This is a genomic window from Caulobacter sp. AVps18, assembly GCF_058681425.1.
In genome coordinates this window covers 3,764,181-3,780,180 of sequence record NZ_CM178737.1, presented here as the reverse complement: position 1 = coordinate 3,780,180, position 16,000 = coordinate 3,764,181, and the positions used below count along the sequence as shown (strand labels likewise).

The 16,000-nt window shown below is 59.0% G+C and carries 15 protein-coding genes; 12 read left to right on the top strand and 3 right to left on the bottom strand.

Annotated elements, in window-relative coordinates; translation table 11 throughout:
• The first annotated feature begins 30 nt into the window (after nucleotides 1-30).
• The 9 genes from gspD (at nucleotide 31) to ACW179_RS17135 (ending at nucleotide 12,219) form a co-directional block, all read left to right on the top strand.
• A complete protein-coding gene (gene gspD / locus ACW179_RS17175) occupies nucleotides 31-1,959 on the top strand; it encodes a type II secretion system secretin GspD (protein ID WP_492060677.1) in 1,929 nt (642 codons plus the stop codon).
• Complete coding sequence (locus tag ACW179_RS17170) at nucleotides 1,925-2,653, top strand: hypothetical protein (RefSeq protein ID WP_492060676.1); 729 nt, start codon at nucleotides 1,925-1,927, stop codon at nucleotides 2,651-2,653. The genes gspD and ACW179_RS17170 overlap by 35 nt, the downstream gene beginning before the upstream one ends.
• Nucleotides 2,629-3,081, top strand: coding sequence for a type II secretion system major pseudopilin GspG (gspG, locus tag ACW179_RS17165; protein WP_492060675.1), 453 nt, complete (start codon nucleotides 2,629-2,631; stop codon nucleotides 3,079-3,081). The genes ACW179_RS17170 and gspG overlap by 25 nt, the downstream gene beginning before the upstream one ends.
• The gene (locus ACW179_RS17160) at nucleotides 3,078-3,821 is read left to right on the top strand and encodes a prepilin peptidase (RefSeq protein WP_492060674.1); all 744 of its coding nucleotides are present in this window, start codon (nucleotides 3,078-3,080) and stop codon (nucleotides 3,819-3,821) included. Before gspG ends, ACW179_RS17160 begins: the two co-directional genes overlap by 4 nt.
• A complete protein-coding gene (locus tag ACW179_RS17155) occupies nucleotides 3,818-5,494 on the top strand; it encodes a GspE/PulE family protein (RefSeq protein WP_492060673.1) in 1,677 nt (558 codons plus the stop codon). Before ACW179_RS17160 ends, ACW179_RS17155 begins: the two co-directional genes overlap by 4 nt.
• On the top strand, nucleotides 5,487-6,698 hold the full coding sequence (locus ACW179_RS17150; RefSeq protein ID WP_492060672.1) for a type II secretion system F family protein: 1,212 nt from the start codon (nucleotides 5,487-5,489) through the stop codon (nucleotides 6,696-6,698). The genes ACW179_RS17155 and ACW179_RS17150 overlap by 8 nt, the downstream gene beginning before the upstream one ends.
• Nucleotides 6,699-6,869: 171 nt before the next feature.
• Entirely contained in the window at nucleotides 6,870-7,334 is a 465-nt protein-coding gene (locus ACW179_RS17145; RefSeq protein WP_492060671.1) for an Ig-like domain-containing protein, read from the top strand.
• Between the two features lie 62 nt (nucleotides 7,335-7,396).
• A complete protein-coding gene (locus ACW179_RS17140; RefSeq protein ID WP_492060670.1) occupies nucleotides 7,397-11,584 on the top strand; it encodes an RHS repeat domain-containing protein in 4,188 nt (1,395 codons plus the stop codon).
• A 2-nt stretch (nucleotides 11,585-11,586) separates the two neighbouring features.
• Nucleotides 11,587-12,219, top strand: a complete 633-nt coding sequence (locus ACW179_RS17135) for a hypothetical protein (protein WP_492060669.1) — start codon at nucleotides 11,587-11,589, stop codon at nucleotides 12,217-12,219.
• Here ACW179_RS17135 and ACW179_RS17130 read toward each other — a convergent pair.
• Both ACW179_RS17130 and ACW179_RS17125 read right to left on the bottom strand, forming a co-directional pair.
• Complete coding sequence (locus ACW179_RS17130; protein ID WP_492064344.1) at nucleotides 12,216-12,776, bottom strand: IS6 family transposase; 561 nt, start codon at nucleotides 12,774-12,776, stop codon at nucleotides 12,216-12,218. The genes ACW179_RS17135 and ACW179_RS17130 overlap by 4 nt on opposite strands.
• Before the next feature lie 48 nt (nucleotides 12,777-12,824).
• Nucleotides 12,825-13,520, bottom strand: coding sequence for an IS6 family transposase (locus ACW179_RS17125; RefSeq protein WP_492060668.1), 696 nt, complete (start codon nucleotides 13,518-13,520; stop codon nucleotides 12,825-12,827).
• A gap of 71 nt (nucleotides 13,521-13,591) precedes the next feature.
• Here ACW179_RS17125 and ACW179_RS17120 point away from each other — a divergent pair, with 71 nt between their 5' ends.
• From ACW179_RS17120 to ACW179_RS17110, 3 genes are all read left to right on the top strand, one after another.
• The gene (locus ACW179_RS17120) at nucleotides 13,592-14,365 is read left to right on the top strand and encodes a hypothetical protein (protein WP_492060667.1); all 774 of its coding nucleotides are present in this window, start codon (nucleotides 13,592-13,594) and stop codon (nucleotides 14,363-14,365) included.
• Nucleotides 14,362-15,126 carry an HAD family hydrolase gene (locus tag ACW179_RS17115; protein WP_492060666.1) on the top strand — a complete coding sequence of 255 codons (765 nt, stop codon included), beginning with the start codon at nucleotides 14,362-14,364 and terminating at the stop codon, nucleotides 15,124-15,126. The genes ACW179_RS17120 and ACW179_RS17115 overlap by 4 nt, the downstream gene beginning before the upstream one ends.
• A 122-nt stretch (nucleotides 15,127-15,248) precedes the next feature.
• The gene (locus tag ACW179_RS17110; RefSeq protein WP_492060665.1) at nucleotides 15,249-15,524 is read left to right on the top strand and encodes a hypothetical protein; all 276 of its coding nucleotides are present in this window, start codon (nucleotides 15,249-15,251) and stop codon (nucleotides 15,522-15,524) included.
• Between the two features lie 50 nt (nucleotides 15,525-15,574).
• On the opposite strand, the gene ACW179_RS17105 is transcribed toward ACW179_RS17110, so the two are convergent.
• On the bottom strand, nucleotides 15,575-15,877 hold the full coding sequence (locus ACW179_RS17105) for a hypothetical protein (RefSeq protein WP_492060664.1): 303 nt from the start codon (nucleotides 15,875-15,877) through the stop codon (nucleotides 15,575-15,577).
• Between the last annotated feature and the right edge of the window lie 123 nt (nucleotides 15,878-16,000).

The following is a 16,000-nucleotide window of genomic DNA, read 5'->3' as shown; positions in this document are numbered from 1 at the left end:
TCGCCGCTTTCTGGGCGAGCTGGGGGTAAGATGGTTTTGAAGCGAACTCTTGTTTTAAGCTGCGTGGCGGTGCTGGCGACCGCCGTCCCTGCAACGCTGTGGGCACAGACCCCATCGAGGCCAAACGTCGCCAATACCTCACGTTCGGCGCAGGCTTTCACCTTTGCCTTTCGCGACGCAGACGTCGCTCAAGTCGCCGAAGAAATCCTCGGCCTGGCTTTAGGGGTTGCCTACACCATCGATCCGGCCGTGACCGGGAAGGTCTCGTTCCGGATCGACCGGCGACTGACGCGGCCCCAACTTCTTGAGGCCTTCGAGGCGGCTCTCGCGGTCAGTGAGATCGCCTTGCTGCGCCAAGGCGAAAGCCTCGTCCTCGTGCCGCGAGAAAAGGCGCGGGGGACTGCATCGCTTCGGGGGCCAGGAGCCGTAACCAGCTCGAGCGCGCGCCGGGGTGGGTACGACGTCGTCGCGGCGCCGCTATCCTTCGCCAAGCCGACGGAGGTCGCCAAGGCGCTCGAAGCTATGACCGGCTCCAAGGCGGTGCTCTATGCCAATGACAGTCTAGGCTTGATCGTCCTGGGAGGCTCCGGTTCGGAGCTGGATGCGGCCCTAGAGACGATCAAGGTTTTTGATCGCAATGTCTTCGAAGGCGCGCGAATCCGATGGTTTCAACTGAACCAGGCCTCGGCTGCGGCCGTGTCGGCCGATCTGAACAGGATCCTGACCACAGCCGGCGTGCAAGGCGTCGCGCTGGCGCCCCTCAAGCGCCTCAACGGGCTCATCGTCGCGGCTCGGACGGAGCCGGTTCTGAACGAAGTCGCCGCCTGGGTTGCCCGGCTAGACACGCCGTCTCGGGACCTCTCCACGCAGCTTTACGTCTACCGTCCACGCAGCGCTTCGGCTCAGTCCTTGGCCCGGACCTTGACGCAGGTCTTGTCCACCAACGCCGCGGAGGGCTCCAGCCAAAGCAGCTTGGCCACGTCAGCGCGCAGTGACACGTCCGACAAGCCGACCACTCCCGACGAAGCCTCGTCAGACTCCGTCAACGCGACATCCGAGACCCTTGAAGACGGGGTCCGCATTGGTGTCGATAAGGACAGCAACACTCTGATCGTGCGCGCGCCGGCCGCGCGCTGGATCGGTCTGCAGGAAACCCTGGCCCAAATTGATCGTGCGCCCAGCCAGGTGATGATCGAGGCCTCGATCATCGAGGTTAGCCTGACCAACGATTTCAGGTTCGGGGTCGACTGGAGGAGCATTGGCTCCGATAAGCTGACCACTCGCTCGATCTATCAATCCGGCGGCGTAATCGGGCCCAGTTTCCCCGGATTCTCGGTAACGTTTTTGGGCGGGGACATTGATGCCGCCGTCAATGCGCTCGGATCACGCACCGACATCGATGTGGTCTCTGCGCCCAAGCTCGTAACGCTGGATAATCACAAGGCCCACCTGTCGATCGGCGACCAAGTGCCGATCGTCACCCAGACAGCGACCAGCACGACCACCTCCAGTCCGGCCTTGGTCAGCACGGTGGAGTATCGCAATACCGGCGTGATCCTGGACGTGACGCCGCGCATCAGCGGCGATGACAAGGTTGTGCTGGAGATCAGCCAAGAGGTCAGCGCGGTCGCCAAGACGATAACCTCCGGGATCGACTCGCCGACCATCCAGCAACGCAAGTTCGAGAGCACACTGGTCCTGAAGGACGGAGCCGTGGTGGCGCTGGGCGGCCTGATCAGCCAGCGCCGCACCAAAACCAATAGCGGCCTGCCGGGTCTCAAGGATGTACGGGTGCTGGGCAACCTCTTTAAGTCTCAGGGGCGAGACGAGGCGCGAACCGAGCTGATCGTCTTACTGACCGCCAGGATCGTGCGGGATCCCGAGGCTTCCGATCAGATGACGGAATCCCTCCTGCTGGATATGCGTGAAATCGAAGCTCGTGGTCTTGCGCCCCGCTGATCCCACTCACGACGGCGGCTACGCCAGTGTGGCGGCCATCGGCGTGAGCCTGGCGATCGCCGTAGTGGTTTCGGCTCTGATGGTGCGCGGCGTCAGTTCGCTACGCTTGGCGAAGGCGGATTTCAGAAGAGCCCAGGCCGAGTATGCTTTGGATGCCGCCAGCCAGTTGGCCGTGGAGCGGCTTCTAAACAGCGCGGGCGGAATTCGCCTCCTGTGGACCGTGACGGCGCCGGGCGGCGAAACCGTGCAGGTTCTAGCTGAGTCAGAAGCCCCGAAGCTCGGTTTAGCGGCGCTGGTCAACCTGAGCCCAGAGGCGTTGGAGCCGCTGGGAGCCCTTAACTCGTCCGAGGCGATGGACCGTCTTTCGCGTTTGTCGGCAGACACAGCGACCCCGGCGGACGTCATCGCTGTGGATGCCGCAACTGACTGGAAGGCTTGCGCGGCCAGCGCGATATCCCCGTGGGGGCAGGCCAGTGCTTTGGCTCTGATGCCGACGCGGCCGCCAACCGCCGACACCGTGATCGGCCGAAGTGGTCAGATCTGGCGGTTACAGGCAGCGACTGAGGACGGATGGACCGAGGAGCGCATTGTGCGGTTGATCGGTCGTTCAGAACAGCCTAGCGCGATCATCTGGCGGAGCCTCTCACGCCGCTCTAAAGGGACAGGGCCATGTCAGACGACGATCACGCCGTAGAGGCCCGCTCGCAGCAGCCCGACGCCGGCTACACCCTCACCGAGATGCTCGTAGTCATTGCGATCATTGGCCTGATTGCTGCGGTCTTGACGCCCAGTCTGATGGGTCAGCTCGCGCGCGCGCGGGTTAAATCGGCTCAGCTGCAGCTCGACACCGTGGTCTCCAGCATCGAGATGTTCCGCTCGGACGTGGGGCGTTATCCGACTCCAGAAGAGGGCTTGAGCGTGCTCGTCGCCGAGCCCGGCGACGCCGAAGGCTGGACTGGACCCTATCTGCGGGGCAGCAAAGGCTTGAAGGACCCGTGGGGCGGACAGATCGGCTATGAGCTGATCAACGCGAGCCAGTTCCAAGTGGTGAGTCTTGGCGCTGACCGCGCGGTCGGTGGCAAGGGGCCAAAACGTGACCTGCGCGCTCCGGACCTACAATGATCCTGCCTGCGCTCCTCCTTGCAGCGCCTGTGGGCGCGGTTGCCGGCAGCTTTGCCGCAACGGCGGGCCTGCGCTGGGCGCGAGGCGAGCAGGCGGTCCGCGGACGATCACGCTGTGACGGCTGCGGTATAGCCTTAGGCTTTGTGCGGACCGTTCCGGTGATTTCCTACGTGGCGCTTAGAGGCGCGTGCGCCCAATGCCGGGCGCCGATCGCGTCGGCTCATCTTGCGGGAGAGATCGGCGGCGCGGTAATCGCTTTTCTGGCGGTCGCGACGCTTCCACTTCCGCAAGCCCTCATCGTCGCCGTCTTGGGCCTGTTACTGATCGGCTCCGCCTGCGCCGACAGCGCCTGCCGCAGGCTTCCTGACCTGGCCACGCTGGGTGTTGCGGGCTTAGGCGCTGGCCTTTCCTTTTGGCGCAGTCCAGAAGCCTTACTCGCAGGCCTGGCCGCAGCGGTCTTGACCGCTCTTGTCCTGATGTCAGTGCGCGCTGCTTTCCAAGCAAAGCGCGGCGATCCGGGCCTTGGCCTGGGTGATGTAAAACTGGCCGCTGCTCTGGCGCTTTGGTTAGGAGCCGCCACGCCCTGGGCGATCACGCTGGCGGGGATCATCGGTCTTGCCCAGGCGTCGAGGGTGCCGGCTGGCCGTAGGGTGATTGCCTTCGGGCCGGCCTTAGCCATTGGAGGCTGGCTGGTGGGTTGGGGGTTGCAATCCCATGGGCTGGGGGACCTCTTGCCATGAACAAGCCCGCCGCCGCGCGCCGCGCGCGCCTGATTGAGGATTTGCTGGACCAAGGCCGGGTCGATCCGTCGGCAATCTCCCGAGCCGAGCTTGTTTCGCTACGAACCGGCCAGCCCGTCGAGCAGGTTCTCAACCAACTGGGCGAGCTATCGGATGATGAGCTGGCCGAGCAGTATGCCCGCATCGCCGATTGCGAGGTGTGGGAACCGCGAAGCCTGCCCGCCAAGCTTGATCTGACCGATCTGGGCGTCACGCTAGAGTTTCTGCGCCGCGTGCGGGTGCTGCCTTTGGAGATCCGCAACGGAGCCCTGATCTGCGCGGCCTGCGACCCTCTGGACGACGAAGCTCTTGCCGGGCTTGTCTTTGCGACCGGCCGGCCGGTCAAGGTGATGACGGCGCGCGCGGCCGATTGGCGGCGAGCCTTTGACGAGCGCTTTGGTATGGAAGCGGCGACCGTTGACGCCGTGGACGAGCGTCGTCTGGAACGAGAAATCGACCAGGTCTCTGATGGTCTCGTCGAAGGGGGAGGAGCGCGTCTCGTTGCCGAGGCCTTTGAGGAAGCCATCGCGGTCGGGGCCTCCGACATCCACTTTGAGCCCCGTCGGCATGACCTGCGAGTGCGCCTGCGGGTCGATGGCCGGATGGTCGACTACCGGGTCGTCCCGGCTGACCTTGCGGCGCCGGCGGTGTCGCGGATCAAGGTCATCGCCAATCTCAACCTTGGCGAAAAGCGCCTGCCTCAGGATGGCCGCACCAGCTTTGTGATCGGCGGAAAGTCGGTGGATGTTCGCGTCGCCACTTCACCTACGGTCTTTGGTGAAGCGGCCGTCTTGCGAATTCTCGACCGTAGCGCCGTGCCGTTGGAGTTGGAGGGCCTTGGTCTGGCGCCCGATGTCACTGAGGTCCTCAAGCGGGCAGGGCGAATGCCCCATGGCATTTTCCTGGTGACAGGGCCGACCGGCAGCGGCAAGACGACCACGCTCTACGCGCTGCTGGAGACCTTTACCGGCTCGCCCAAGAAGGTGCTGAGCGTTGAGGATCCGGTTGAGTATCATTTCGAGCATGTATCCCAGACCCAGGCGGCGCCGCATCTGGGTCTGACCTTTGCGGCGGCCTTGCGCTCGTTCCTGCGACAAGACCCCGACATCATTCTCGTCGGCGAAATCCGCGACCCGGAGACCGCCGCCGTCGCCATCCAGGCGGCCATGACGGGGCATCTAGTCTTGGCCTCGGTCCACGCCAACGACGCCTTGGCCGTTCTGCCACGTTTGCTCGACATGGGCGTCGAGCCCTATCAATTGGCAGCGGCCTTCCGCGGGACCGTCGCTCAGCGCCTTGTCCGCAAGCTCTGCGCCTGCCGTCAGCCCGGGATCGCGTCGGAGGCGGAGATCGTTTTTGCCGCCAGCCATGGCGCGCCGCCGCTTGGCCAAGTTTTCCGTCCGGTCGGCTGCGCGCGGTGTAAGGGCTCGGGGTTTAAGGGACGCGCCCCGATCGCTGAGGCCTTTTTGGCTGACGACGAGGTTCTTCGCCAGATCGCAGATCGCCGGCCCGTTGACGAGATTGCTGACAAGGCACGAGCCTTGGGTCTGCGCAGCATGGCGCTCGACGGGCTCGCCAAGGCCGTTGAAGGGGTGACGACCCCGGACGAGGTCATGGGCGCCGTGCATGGCTGAGGACGTTCAGTTTCGGTATGTTGCCACGGGAAGCGACGGCAAGCGCGTGCGCGGCACGGTCGTTGCCAGTCATGAGCAGGCCGCGTTTGAACGGCTCAAGCGCCAGGGCTTGTCGCCGTCCACCCTGTCGAAAATCTCGCGACGCGGAGGGCCGGAGGCTCAAGGTAGCGCTCTGCGCGATAGCGAAAGCGCCGAGCTTCTCATGAGCCTCAGTGACTTGCTGGCGGCGGGCGCTGATATGCGCTCGGCGTTCGGGGTTCTGGCGGCCCGCGCAGAGCGTTCTCGTATGGGTCAGGCTAGCAAGCGCCTCAGCGACACAATCAGTTCGGGTGAGGCGTTGGACGTCGCCTTTGCTCGTGTGCTTGCGCCCCGTCATGGGTTCGTGTCGGCTCTTGTCGGCGCAGGGGAAGCTTCCGGAGATCTCGCCGGCGGTCTTCGCCGCGCTGGTGAAATGCTGGAGGCCGACATCAGGCTGAGGCAACAGCTGATCGGCGCGCTGGCCTATCCCGCGTTCGTGCTCACCAGCACCCTGGCCGCGGCCGGCGTCATCCTGCTAGCCGTCGTGCCCTCGCTAGAACCTTTGGTCGCCGAAGGAGGATCGCAGGACGCTTCGATCCTGACCGGCCTGATCGTGGTGAGCCGGTTTCTGCGGGACAATGTGAGCACGCTAGCGATCAGCGGTGCTCTCGCCGTTGTTGCGACGATCCTGGCAGCGCGGATGGGGCTGCTTGCGCGACTGGGTGATTGGCTTTCCTTAGTCGGGCCCTGGCGCAAGATCAGCGGCGGGATCCTCTACGGGGGCTTTTCGATGTCGCTGGGCGCAATGTTGGCCTCAGGCGCGCCGATGACGGCGGCCTTGAGACTGGCGACCAGGGCCGTTCGCTCTCCCTTGGCGCGCAAGCGCCTGGAGAGCGTTGCTCAAGACGTTCGGCAGGGCGGCGCGTTGTCGGACGCCTTAGCCCGCGTTGCGGGGTTTCCATCGACCATCGTGCGCCTTGTGGGGGTTGGCGAATCCACCGGGGCCCTTGGCGTGATGCTTCAGCGGGGTGGAAAGCTGGAGGAGGATGCTGCTTTGCGGAGGATTCAGGCGGTCTCACAGCTCCTGGGGCCGTTGCTGATTGTTTTGCTGGGCGGTCTCATCGGCCTGATGATGGCGGGATTACTTTCCGGCGTTGGCGAGCTTGGCGCTGCAGCCGCAGAATAGAAGCGACATCTCCCTTTGTCGTCGGCGACAGCCCGAGAGGCTCAACGCGCGCCTGCCCGTGGGTGATCAATTAGGCACCGAACAGAGTTATCCACAGCTGAATGTCGCGCTTGCGTTGCAACCGTCACCGTTTCGAATTCAGAGTAGCGCTAAGCAGAGCGGGGACACATAATGAAATTCGATGTAGGGGCGTGTGCCGCCCGAAGTGCAGCGCTATGCATCACCCTCTGCGCTTCTTCCGCGATGGCTCAAACCACAACGACCTACTCCTACAATCCCCAAGGCGAACTCGTCGGGTCAATGCGCGGAGGTGTAGGAGCGTCCTATGGCTATGACGCCGGCGGCAATAGACTCGCAGTAAACAAGATTTCGCAGGAAGCGCCGACCGCAGGTGCCGCATCGCTGACCGTGCCGTTCAACGGGTTCAGCGCAGTTGGATTACCCGCATCCGGTGCTGTTACAGGGGTAGTGATAGACACCCCGCCAGCGAAGGGCACAATTCTTCTGAACGGTTTTGTTGCGACCTACACAGCAAATTCAGGACAAGTCGGCTCTGATAGCTTTACTTATCACGCAGTAGGAGGGGGCGGAAATTCTTCACAAGCTACAGTCTCCGTAGTCATAATCTCTCCGTAGGCGCAAAAATTTCCACTATATTGAATATGAATAGACATTCCGCACCTGAAAGCGAATTTTAAATGAAAAATTGCCGTCTCCGGATGATAGTAAAAGTAATTTTCTTGGCGATCATTGCAAGTGGATTTGGTTTCCAGTTTGCAGCAGCCCAGGGGTCCTCGTTAAAGTACTATCCTGTTGTAGCGGCCGAAGTCGATAAAAATGGGGTAGATATACCTAGCGGTAATTTTGTGACCACATCTCCTTTTTCATTTAACGCGCCGGGTGCGGGGCGACTAAATACAAACACTTCATTTAATGGGCGTCGGATATCGTTTTCGCTGAATGTTTTTTTAGACGACGAAACTTATACCCGCTGGGACACAGGTAATCCGACCGAGCGGCATATTCGAGTCCATATAGGTGGTTTGGATAAGCTTTTTACCTGCTACGCGAGTGGCTCTTGCACACAAGTTGCATCAGTTGACGGCGCTACGCTAACTCGTGTCACTTCAAACAAGTATATTATGACCGATAGAGAAGGTGTAGCCTATAGTTTTTTCGATTTAGCATACAACCCACTCGCCCAATGCTCGGAGTTTGGCTGTAATAATGCTGGATATAGTGCCTACGCCTATGCGGAGAGTGTGACTTATCCGTCTGGTGAGAAGTTAACTTACGATCCGTACTCGGTAAAGACAACCGCTGGTGGCGCGAAGGCGATCGACACCGTCAGGAGTAATCTCGGATACAAGCTAACTCTCTCACGCTCTGTACCTGAAAATTTTGTGCCAAGTACCAATCCTGGGACAAATTGGTTATTCTACCGCGCTGGTGGTGGCGGCGAGGTGTTGTTTTCTTTGCATAAAGGTGAATCTTTAGTTTCTTCGATTGATACGTCAATCTTGTATACAAATAATTTTCGCGATGCCGTTCTTACTCAGCGGGACGATCTCAATCGTATTTACCGTGTAGAGTTGCACGCTGATCCAATTAATGTTTGCTGGGGGGTAGATTACACCCAACTACTTCCCCGTGTTGTTGTTTCACCCGGGGGTGTTCGTACGGAGATCGAGTATAGAGATGTTTCGCAAGTAAGTGAAGGGAATTCGATACCTTTGGTTTCCGTAAAGCGTGGAGACCAAAAGTGGTTCTACGAGATAAATTCTGATGGCAGCAGAGTCGTCACCGATCCATTGGGCCACAAGTCTACGTTTTCTATAGTTTCTGTTTCAGACGGATATGATTACTCCGGCCAAGGAGATTGCTCCTCGAGTGGCGGAGTCGTGTCTAATAAAATAAGTTATCACAAAAATGCGACGGAAAATGAGACTCAATATCTCTATGAATATCCAAACTTAGCCAGTCCAAGTCGGATAGTGCTTCCTGAAAGTAATGGGCATTCATATGAGTACGATTTGCGGGGCAACCTTACGAAGGTCACGGACACCAAAAAAGTCAATTCTTCTGGATCAAATATCGTTGTATTTCAGGCGGAGTATGATGGTTCATGTATCTACCCAGTGAAATGCAATAAGCCTAATTGGACGAAAGATGCAAATGGCGTCTTGTCAGGTCAGCGAACGGACTATTATTACGATAATGTTAGCGGGGAAGTGACTAGTGAAATTGGGCCTGCCAACCAGCTTGGTGTCCGATCAGAGTTGCGCCATAGCTACACAACCTTCAATACGGGAAATGGACTTCTCCACAGGCGCACCGGAACGTCGACCTGTACTGCGGGGGCGAGCTGTATCGGATCGTCCTTAGAGTATAAAATTTCATACACCTATTGGGGTTCAACTTTTCTTCCGGAAACAATTATAGAGAGCTCAGGTAATAATAGCATTTCTGCTACAAAAAGCTTCGCGTACGACTCAGCTGGCCGAGCGATTGAGAATACTGATCCGCTCGGAAAGAAAACTGTCAGCCATTATGACGTCGTTGGCCGACTTATTGGTGTAGTCGAACCGGATCCTGATGGCGCGGGCGCTCGGCGGAACCGAGCAACCGCGACGAGCTATAATGCTGACGGACAACCCATTCTAGTTCGAAGAGGCAGCGCGGCCGGCCAGACGGCAGCTGCTTTTGCGGCCATGACTGAAACGGAGCGGCTCGCTACAGAATATGATAATGTTGGTCAAAAGATTGTGCAGCGCGTTCAGTCTGGGTCGACGAACCATACTGTCACGCAGTACGCGTATGACGTGTCCGGTCGCTTAACTTGCCAAACGGTGCGGATGAATACGGCGGCATTTGGGTCGCTTCCGACTTCTGCATGCGATCCGGGTGCACCGGGCTCAGTCGGCCCGGATAGGATCACCCGATTTGCTTATGATGCTGCCGACAGGGTGACTCAAATTGTATCAGGCTACGGTTTGGTGACTGGGCAGTCCCGTGTCGAAAAGGTTCTATCCTATACCGGCAACGGTAGAGAGGCGACTATCGCCGATGGGAATGGCAACCTGACGACCTACGAGTATGATGGGTTAGATTTCCTTCAGAAGGTTCGTTACCCGAACCCGGCAAGGGCGGGCAGTTCGACAACTGACTATGAACTGTATGGATACGATCCCAATGGGAACCGTACGAATTGGCGTCGCCGGAGCGGCGAAACGATCACCACAACCTACGACGCTCTGAACCGAGCCACACATATGGGCGGACCTGAGATAGCCGACGTCGACTACACCTACGACAACCTTGGGCGTCAACTATCCAGCGTATTTTCCAGCGGTGGCCCCGGCGTTATTGTAACCTATGACACTCTTGGCCGAATAGTCACAGAGACGACAGATGGCCAGCAATTGGGATACAAGTACGACCTAGCTGGAAATCGGACGCGGATCACCTGGCCTGACGGACTATTTGTAGACTATATTTATACAGATGCTGGTCAGCCTCGACAGCTTCGAGAGAACGGTTCAGTCACTACGTTGCTAGTTCCGGCCACCTACGGTTACGACGACCTTGGCCGTCGGACACTGGTGCAGCGCGGCAATGGCGTCATCACGGGCTACAGCTACGACCCAGTATCGCGGCTATCGACTTTGTTGAACAATTTGGCCGGTACGGCTCAGGACGGCTACTATGTCTACTCTCGAAATCCAGCGTCTCAAATTGTCTCTACCTACAGTACCAACAGCGCTTATGACTGGTCGGGAGCCGCGGCAAGCCGGAGCTACGGCGCCAACAAACTAAATCAGTTAGTAGCGGGGAGTGGATCAGCGCTTAGTTACGATGCACGCGGAAATCTGATACACGATGGTGTCAATGGCTTTGGATATGATCTACTCAACAATTTGACTTCGGCCGGTGGCACTACACTGAATTATGACGCGACGGGTAGATTGCGGCAGATCAACAGCGCAGTCACTACGAAGTTCCTCTACTCAGGACCGGATCTCGTCGCCGAGTATAGCAGTTCGGGTATTATGTTACGGCGCTATGTACCAGGCCCAGGTCCTGACGAGCCGGTAAGCTGGTACGAGGGGAGCGGTACTAACGATCGCCGATGGTATATCAAAGATCAGCAGGGCTCCGTGGTCGGCATCACTGGTCCGACCGGTACGCTGCTAAGTGCGAATACCTATGATGAATACGGCCTACCAGCCGCAACCAACGCTGGACGCTTTCAGTACACTGGCCAAGTGTGGCTTTCGGAGATCGGCCTCTACCACTACAAGGCCCGCATTTACTCACCGACCCTTGGGCGGTTTTTGCAGACAGATCCGGCCGGCTATGAGGACGGGCTTAATTGGTATTCCTATGTGGGTAATGATCCTCTAAATCTAAACGACCCAACAGGCAGGCAGTCATCAGGTACTGGATGGGTGCGGCGGTTTGCTGACAAATTGGACAGTTACGCTGGCCGAATTGGTGACGCTTCTACCGGCAAGCCCTACACAAAAGACACTGATAATGACGGGGATGTAGACTGGAGAGATTTCCGCAACACTGCACAAGCACATCAAGATAGAGCTTACCATCGCTTCTTGGAAGGCGTCGTCGATCCCCAGCAAGGGGGAAGGGGTGGTAGTACGCCTTTAGAGGACATGGTTGAAGATAAGGCCAATGAAACCGTACATGGTGTTCGCGGTAATTTCGCCGAAATGCTGTCGGACTGGATTGATGCTGTGCAGCACGACCCAAACGAACCGCCGCCGGAAATGCGAGGACCCCAAGGTTTCCCGAAATCCGAAGAGCCTAAAGTTCAGCCGGTGAAGCCTGAACCGAAGACGAAAGTTCGTGTTCAAAACGGGACTTATTAGCGGTGCGGAAATTTGCAGCGTTGGGAGGCGCAGTTTTTTGTGGTGCCGTGCTTGCGGTAATATATTTAACTATTTCAACTGTGTTGGTTCTATTTGTCACTTACAGAATCCAGACTGCCTGGATCAGTGAAAGTGGTATTATCTTTATCTTGATGATCTGTGGTCCTGTCTTGATCGAGGAGATGTTAAAAATATTTGCAGTAGCGGCATTGAGAAAAGTTGGAGTTCTCGATTGGATAGCCTGCGGTTCATGTGTGTTTCTGTATGAGATGGCTGGTTCATTTGGATCCGTAAATACTTTTGAAACAGCTATGGTAATTAGCTATTTTAGTCTTCCAAATTTCTGCATTCATATATTTAGCTTTGTTCTCTTGAAGGCGTCGATTGGCCGAGGCTTAAGCATTTTTCTGCTAGTCTGCTTTTCTAGCATTTCCGCACATATATTTTGGAACATAGCGGTTTCTGCTAAGTATGAATTACTGTGGGCGGTTGTTCTTCTTGTTGCTCTGATTTATAGCTCAAGTTGGTTGACCATGGAGAGGGAGAGGTTTGGGCGCGCGAAAGGAGCTAACGTTGATGGAGCTGACAAGTTAACCGTCATCGGCCGCGAGAAGCGCGGGGGAGGGGATAGCTAGGCCGCGGCGGTGGCCGCCGTCCAGGCAAGCTCCGCCTTGGCTCGGAGCGTTCGAAGCCCTGGCCTGGAGATCAAGTGAGGCTGAAGGTTGAAGGCGGTGTAGATTGGTCCGCGGCTGGCGAGGAAGCGTTGGGCTGAGCCCTGAGATTTGAACTTCTGCTGCTTTCGTTCTCGTCGTCGGATGACCAGATGGGAGTTTTCGGCGCGATTGTTCTGGCGCATGCCGCCGGGATGATGGCGCTCTTGCAGCCCGAGCATCTTCATCGCCGCGCGGTACGACGCCAGTTTGTCGGTGACGATCGTCTCGGGCGAGACGCCGGTGTTGCGCAGGAGCCGACACAGCAGCTTCAGCGCGGCCTTCTTGTTGCGGCGTTTCTGAACCAAGACATCGAGCACTTCGCCCTCGTCGTCGACGGCGCGCCAGATGAACATCCGCCGCCCGCCGATCTTGGCCACGACCTCGTCCAGATGCCATCGGCCGGTTGGCGCAGACCGGCCGCGCCGCAGATTTGAGGCGATCAACGGGCCGAACTTGTTGACCCAGCATCGAATGAGCACTGTCAACTTAATGCCGCCGGCTGCAGTTAGCTCTGGCCGAGGCCCTCGTTACGCGGCGGCAGTCGCCTCGCGCCAGGCGTCGTTAGCCGCGGCGCGGAAGGTGCGCAGGGCGGATCGGCTGATCAGGTGACGTTGGATGTAGAAGGTGTTGTAGACGCTCGCGTGGGTGGTGAGGAAACGTTGGGCGGAAGGCTGAGACTTGAAGAGCTGCATCTTCCGCTCCCGTCGGCGGATCGGCAGGTGGGAGTTTTCTGCTCTGTTGTTTTCTCGAAGCCGGCCTGGCCGGTGAAGGTCCTCCAGGCCAAGTTGCTTTAGCGCCGCGCCGTACGACCTCAGCCCGTCCGTGGTGATCGCTTCTGGCTCCACGGGCTGGTTGCGCAGCAGGCGTCTTAGAAGTTTCAGCGCGGCCTCAGTGTCGCGCCGCTTCTGCACGACCACGTCGAGTACCTCGCCTTCGTCATCGACGGCGCGCCAGAGGTACATACGCTTGCCCCCGATGGAGCAGACGACCTCGTCCAGATGCCAGCGCGGCGACGGGGCAGGGCGATTGCGCTTGAGATTTCTGGCGATCTGCGGACCAAACTTGATCGTCCAGCAGCGGATGGTCTCATAGCTGACGTCGACGCCCCGGCGAGCCATCATCTCCTCGACGTCGCGAAAGCTCAGGGTGAAGCGGAAATACAGCCAGACGGCGTGTCTTATGACCTCAGCCGGAAACCGGTGGCGCTTGAATGAGAGCTGCACGAACCATCTCCGAACTCGAGCCCCGTTGAGGCCGGAAGTGGAGACAAGTTAGCGTTAGACTGACAGCACCGTTGCGGGCGCTCAAGCTGGACAGCCAGGATGCAGCGACGCTTGAGACCCTGAGTGAGCGCTACCGCGAGAGTCTCGACGAAGCCAAGGAACAGACCGAGTATCAGGACCAGAAGGCTGCGCGCCTCCTCACGGTGATCTCGATCTTCGCGGCCATCGGCGGGGTAATTTTCGGCAAGTTCGCCGACTACTTTCCGCCCAAGGGGTCCTACGGTTCCGGTGAGTTCTTGGTGGTCCTAAGCTACCTGTTGTTCGCCGCCTTCCTCTTCAGCGCGCTGACCGGAGCGACGGTGATCTTCCACGCCAGCCGCACCCGCTATCGATGGGAGACTAGCAAGTCCACGCTCGCCACGCCGATCGTCAAGTCGCGCCTCTTCTACATGCCGATCAGCAAGACCCGAGCTGAGGCCTGGGCCGATGCGGTCAAGACGTACTTGCCGTCGGCCGGCGAGAACAAGAAACCAACTGTCGAGATCGCGGCGGACTATCTGCGCGATAGCGTCATGGAATCTTATCTCGTCGCCTGCAAAGCCAACGACAAGGTGCGCTACCTGCGTCCGGCGCAGGACTTCTTGTCGCTCTCGACGAAGCTCTTTCTCGGGTGGCTGGTGTTTGCGGCCCTAACGTTGGCGTTCGTGCCCAAGTGGAAAGAAACGCCGTCGCGGCCCGGCAGCACCTCGATCCAAGTTACGTCGCAATCTTCCGCGACCATTAGTGGGCCGGCCGACTCGCTAAAGTCGCCAAGCGCGTCAGGGACGCAGACAGCCAAGCCATGACCAAGCTCGTATTCATCGACGCCGACAACACACTTTGGGACACCAACGCCGTCTACAAGGACGCTCAACTTTGGCTCCTCGACGCGGTGGAAACTGCGGTCGGCGCCAAGACGCAAGCCGCTGATCGCTTGGCGTATGTGCGGGAGGTCGATCAGGCGATCGCGGCCCAACACCACGGCGGATTACGCTATCCCACCCAAATCCTTGCCCGAGCCCTGGCCCTGGTGCTGAGCGGCGAGGCGATCGGGCGCGCGGTCAAGCGCGTCTGGGCTGACGAGAACGCAGGGTTGGCCTCTGCTCGGGCCCAGGAGTTGGAGGACAGTTTCAAGGAGCAGTTGGACGCCAAGCCCGCGCTACGGACGGGCGTCTCGACGGGGCTCTCGCGTCTTTCATCTGCCGGGTATCGATTGTTCATCCTCACCGAAGGCCAGCGGGCGCGTATTGAGCGCTCGCTGCTGGCTCACGGGCTTGACCACCTGGGCGCCAATATCCTCGAAGCCAAGAAGGAAGCTGGCCTCTTCAAGCGGGTCAGCCGCCTGGAAGGCGCTGACAGTGCCTGCATGATCGGCGACCAACTCGATCGCGATATCGCACCGGCCAAGGCCGCGGGTCTTGTGACGATCTATTTCCCGGGCGGGTTCTCGCCCAAATGGACGCCGCACGAGCGTGACGTTGGTCCTGACTACAAGGTCGCCAATTTCGACGAAGCGGCCGACTTCATTCTGGCTGACCAGCATCGCGGCGCGTTCGCTACGGCCTAGTCAAACGCCTCGTGGCGATGAGCGCGCGGGCTTCGCTACAAAAAGCAGGCTGCGAAAACTCAAACTGTAAAGGCGCCGAGGATCGGCAATGGCGCTGCTCCGCATCGAGTTGGAGACAGAAAATGGGATACGCAGTTGTAAGGGTGAAGGTTCGCAGTGCGAACCGAGATCCGTTGTTCTTGTTGGATCAGGCTCGCCGGCAGGTCGACCATCTCGGCGCTATCGGTATCCGCTCCAAGCGGCGGCAGACCAACGAACTCTACATGAAGCGGGGTTATCTCCGTTTTTCATTTCCGACGAAACGTCACGCTCGGGCTTACATCGCGCGGCTCGAGATGTTGGATGATCCGGGCGTGAAGTATCGTTTGATGATTAACCATGGCCGCTTGCGTCGGTGATAGTTGGCGGCTCGGTGGCTGCTATCAGCCGTCACCGAGCCGCCGCTGTTTCAGCCGCTCTGCAGGTCGTCGATCATCTCCAGCATTTCCTTGAGCTTCTCCCGCGCTCCAGCCAGTTTGCGGGCGGTGATCAGGTCGTGACGGCCGGCTAGGAAGAGGACGGTTTCAAGGACCTCTTCGGAATGGCGAAGAAGCACCACCAGGTTCTCGCCGCTGGGACCGTTGTTGGCGGCGAACCAGTTGCGCACGGCCCGCGGATTGGCCCGGGTCAGACGCACCACGACCTTCACCGCTGCCGGGCTCTGGCCATACTCGCGCCGCAGCGCCTGGGCGATGGCCTCGACGAAATCCATGCGGTGCGGGTCGGGGTCTTGCGGAAAAGTTTTTCCCAAATCTGACTGAAGTTTTCGGTCCTTCTGCGAACGCGACATTCCCACCGTCCCCGACCTAGGGTCCCACCGGAGCCAAGGTGCTCC

What these genes read in the sequence shown, in the direction of transcription:
- gspD (WP_492060677.1), top strand. Translation starts at nt 31, where the DNA reads ATGGTTTTGAAGCGAACTCTTGTTTTAAGCTGCGTGGCGGTGCTGGCG.
- gspG (WP_492060675.1), top strand. Translation starts at nt 2,629, where the DNA reads ATGTCAGACGACGATCACGCCGTAGAGGCCCGCTCGCAGCAGCCCGAC.
- ACW179_RS17160 (WP_492060674.1), top strand. Translation starts at nt 3,078, where the DNA reads ATGATCCTGCCTGCGCTCCTCCTTGCAGCGCCTGTGGGCGCGGTTGCC.
- ACW179_RS17155 (WP_492060673.1), top strand. Translation starts at nt 3,818, where the DNA reads ATGAACAAGCCCGCCGCCGCGCGCCGCGCGCGCCTGATTGAGGATTTG.
- ACW179_RS17150 (WP_492060672.1), top strand. Translation starts at nt 5,487, where the DNA reads ATGGCTGAGGACGTTCAGTTTCGGTATGTTGCCACGGGAAGCGACGGC.
- ACW179_RS17145 (WP_492060671.1), top strand. Translation starts at nt 6,870, where the DNA reads ATGAAATTCGATGTAGGGGCGTGTGCCGCCCGAAGTGCAGCGCTATGC.
- ACW179_RS17140 (WP_492060670.1), top strand. Translation starts at nt 7,397, where the DNA reads ATGAAAAATTGCCGTCTCCGGATGATAGTAAAAGTAATTTTCTTGGCG.
- ACW179_RS17115 (WP_492060666.1), top strand. Translation starts at nt 14,362, where the DNA reads ATGACCAAGCTCGTATTCATCGACGCCGACAACACACTTTGGGACACC.
- ACW179_RS17110 (WP_492060665.1), top strand. Translation starts at nt 15,249, where the DNA reads ATGGGATACGCAGTTGTAAGGGTGAAGGTTCGCAGTGCGAACCGAGAT.
- ACW179_RS17105 (WP_492060664.1), bottom strand. Translation starts at nt 15,877, where the DNA reads ATGGATTTCGTCGAGGCCATCGCCCAGGCGCTGCGGCGCGAGTATGGC.